Genomic DNA, 3,167 nt, shown 5'->3' on the forward strand with positions numbered 1-3,167 from the left:
AGGAGTAGAAACCCCACCTAGACCAATAAAATCCCTTTTTATCCCCACCCAATTTCCCTATTTTTAAAAATTAAAATCCCAAGCTATGTCCATTCAAACTACCTACCCAAGATCATTTTCGCATATCGGCATCACTGTTCCCGATATCCATCTTGCTGTTAAATTCTACACCGAGGTGATGGGATGGTATATCATCATGGAACCCAGTAAGGTCAAGGAAGAAACAGCATCGGCTATAGGCCAAATGTGCCTGGATGTATTCGGTAAGGGCTGGGATTATTTTGAAATCGCCCATTTGTCCACTTCTGACGGAATCGGCATCGAACTTTTTTCTTTCCCCGGTACAGAAAACAAAAAACCTGAATTCAATCCTTTTAAGACAGGACTGTTTCACTTTTGTGTTCAGGATCCTGACATTGAGGGCTTGGTGGAAAAAATTGTAGCCCAGGGCGGAAAACAACGCATGCCCATCAGGTCATATTATCCAAATGAAAAACCTTTTAGAATGTGCTATGTTGAAGATCCTTTTGGGGTAGTCTTTGAAGTTTACAGCCATAGCTATGAACTTACTTATTCTTCAGGGGCTTACACAAAATAAGTAAGTTAGAGTGCTTTAAATAAACTCCACACCTTTGGAAAATGTTATCTTTTGAGTTAACTTTGTGAATATGGTCAGGAAGATTATTTTTTACGAAAACCACTTTTTGGAATTTTACCAAAACCTAGATGAAAAGGTCAAGAGCAAGGTTCAATATGTTTTTGAACTGATCATGCAAGTGGAAAGAGTTCCTAAGAAGTTCCTAGACCACCTTGAAGGAACTGATGGGTTGTTTGAAGTAAGAGTGGAGTACCAATCAAACATTTATAGGATATTCTGCTGCTTTGATGAAGGAAAGCTAGTCGTACTTTTCAACGGTTTTCAAAAAAAGACTCAGAAGACTCCAAAGAATGAAATAGAGAAAGCGGAAAGATTAATGAAGGAATATTTTCAATCAAAGAAATAAGACCATGAAGGATTATAGCAAAGTCAAAACATTCGATGACCTGATTGAACTGGAACACGGAGATATTGGAAGTGAAAGTAGGAATAAATATGAAGAAAATGCCCAGATGTTCATCATAAGCGAAATGCTAAAAGAGGCTAGAAAGGAAGCAAACCTCACCCAGGAGCAATTGGCAGAAAAAGCGGGAACAAAGAAAAGTTATATCTCAAAACTTGAAAATGGAAAAGGAAATATCCAGTTATCGACATTGATTCGAATTTTCGAACAAGGGCTTAATAAAAGAATCGGATTAACTTTCCTTTAAGGTAAAAGTCTTTCTCAAATTATTGAAAATTACCTTAAGTCACTTTCTGTGGAAACAAAGCAACGAGAATTATCGCCTAATGTTAAAAAGTTGGTTGGTGTATTGAAAATCCCAAAAAACTTTGTTTACAAGAAAGAACTTAGTAATGCATTAGCTGAAAAATATCTTTAACAATGAAATCTGTACTTTTAGATTCGGACATTATTCTTGATTCCATAACAGACTATAAGCTTAACAATTTCTCTTTGGAATGCATCTTTGTTAATTAAAATAAGATTCGACAAATCCACTCCCTAAGGCCACCTATCTGGCACCGTATGCTTATTCAAAATCCTCTCCGCTTCTACTTTCACTGCAACCATTTTCTGGGCCTTCCAGATATGGTCTCTTGCAAATTTTCCTGAAGCCTCCAAGTCCACAGTGGGATAAGGATAATCCTTTCCCAATTGAAAACCATAAAGTTCTGATTCAATGCCTGTGATTTTCCACGGTTCGTGCATGAGATAAACCGGTAAAGCCGCAAGCTCGGAAACCCACTTTTTGATAAAAACTCCATCCGGGTCATGATCCGTGGATTGCTTGAGGGGATTGTAAATCCTGACGGTATTGATCCCTGTCACCCCTGCCTGCATCTGTAATTGCGGGTAATGGATTCCAGCTTCAAAATCAAGAAACATCCTTGCCAAATGGTTAGCCCCTTCCCGCCAATCCTGAAAAAGATGGTGTGTCAAAAAAGATACGACCATGGCCCTCATCCTGAAATTGAGGTAACCGGTTTCTTTAAGACATCGCATACATGCATCCACAAGCGGAATTCCTGTTTTCCCTTCTTCCCATGCCTTGATTTTTTTCTCATCTTTTGGTTTTATAAAATCATCAAATCCCCGATTGACATGTTCATACTCCATTCTGGATTCCATTTCAAATTTTTGGATAAAATGACAATGCCACCTTAGCCGGGATTGAAAATTCGTCAGGTTCTTTACCTGGAACTTCTCCTTCTTTTTCTGCTCAGCAGCTTGATAAACCTGCCTAATTGACAAATTGCCCCAAGCAAGATAGGGAGATAACCTGCTGCAGCCTTTCCGACTCAATTCAGGTTTTGAAATGTGTCTGTTATAGTTTTTGACCCTTTCCTCAAAAAACGAATGGAAATATTTCATTGCCGTAAGCTCTCCTCCTTTCTGCACATTGGGATGAGGGGATTTCCAACCTTCAGGTACACCTGTGGAGTTCAGACTTTCTATGAACTGATTGGACAAGGTATAAAAAACAGCTTTTGATAAATCAGGATTTTCCTGTGGGGCAGCCATCATGCTATACCAATCCATTGACCAGTTTATTCTGTCGCTCCTGCCCCGCTTCACTCCTTGCTGGGCATATTCTTTCCAAAAAATATTTTCCTTTTTAAAAAACATGGCAACTCTTTTATCTCTGTCATAAGTAATCTTGATACCCGTTTCCTGATGGGAAAAAACTGTTTGTATATCGTAGATTTTAGACAATTCCTGAAATAAGATTAAAGTATCCATATAAAAAATATGGATTTTGGTATCATGGTTTTTGAGTTGGGAATTCAGATCCACCAAGCTTTGCCAAACAAACCTCCAGTGGCGAATGTCGGATTTTGGACTAGCTATCAATTCAGGTTCAAAACAATATACCAAAATAACAGGTAGCCCATTTTCAATAGCCGCCTTTAATGGGGCATGGTCCCGCAATCTCAGATCCCTTTTAAACCAAACAATATTGACTTTCTCCATTCTGATCAAAACAAAGGATCGGATCTAAAGTTTTTAGATCATGAAGAAAACAACAGACTTTAAAGCTGAGGAAATAAATAGAATCATAGAAATGGC

4 protein-coding genes and 1 pseudogene are annotated in these 3,167 nt (G+C 38.3%); 4 read left to right on the top strand and 1 reads right to left on the bottom strand.

Going from position 1 to position 3,167, the window contains the following annotated elements; all coding sequences use genetic code 11:
- The first annotated feature begins 85 nt into the window (after positions 1 to 85).
- The 4 genes and pseudogenes from ACEW8U_RS09060 to ACEW8U_RS09075 all read left to right on the top strand — a co-directional run.
- On the top strand, positions 86 to 598 hold the full coding sequence (locus ACEW8U_RS09060) for a lactoylglutathione lyase family protein (RefSeq protein ID WP_373521721.1): 513 nt from the start codon (positions 86 to 88) through the stop codon (positions 596 to 598).
- A gap of 70 nt (positions 599 to 668) precedes the next feature.
- Positions 669 to 1,004, top strand: coding sequence for a type II toxin-antitoxin system RelE/ParE family toxin (locus ACEW8U_RS09065; RefSeq protein WP_373521722.1), 336 nt, complete (start codon positions 669 to 671; stop codon positions 1,002 to 1,004).
- Positions 1,005 to 1,008: 4 nt separating this feature from the next.
- Positions 1,009 to 1,308 carry a helix-turn-helix domain-containing protein gene (locus tag ACEW8U_RS09070; RefSeq protein WP_373521723.1) on the top strand — a complete coding sequence of 100 codons (300 nt, stop codon included), beginning with the start codon at positions 1,009 to 1,011 and terminating at the stop codon, positions 1,306 to 1,308.
- 12 nt (positions 1,309 to 1,320) lie between these two features.
- Positions 1,321 to 1,479 (top strand): annotated as a pseudogene (locus tag ACEW8U_RS09075) (DUF6364 family protein); the annotation flags it as partial.
- A gap of 122 nt (positions 1,480 to 1,601) precedes the next feature.
- Here the strand turns inward: ACEW8U_RS09075 and ACEW8U_RS09080 are convergent.
- Positions 1,602 to 3,071 carry an FAD-binding domain-containing protein gene (locus ACEW8U_RS09080; RefSeq protein ID WP_373521724.1) on the bottom strand — a complete coding sequence of 490 codons (1,470 nt, stop codon included), beginning with the start codon at positions 3,069 to 3,071 and terminating at the stop codon, positions 1,602 to 1,604.
- Between the last annotated feature and the right edge of the window lie 96 nt (positions 3,072 to 3,167).

This window comes from Aquiflexum sp., assembly GCF_041751335.1.
Taxonomy (GTDB): Bacteria; Bacteroidota; Bacteroidia; order Cytophagales; family Cyclobacteriaceae; genus Aquiflexum.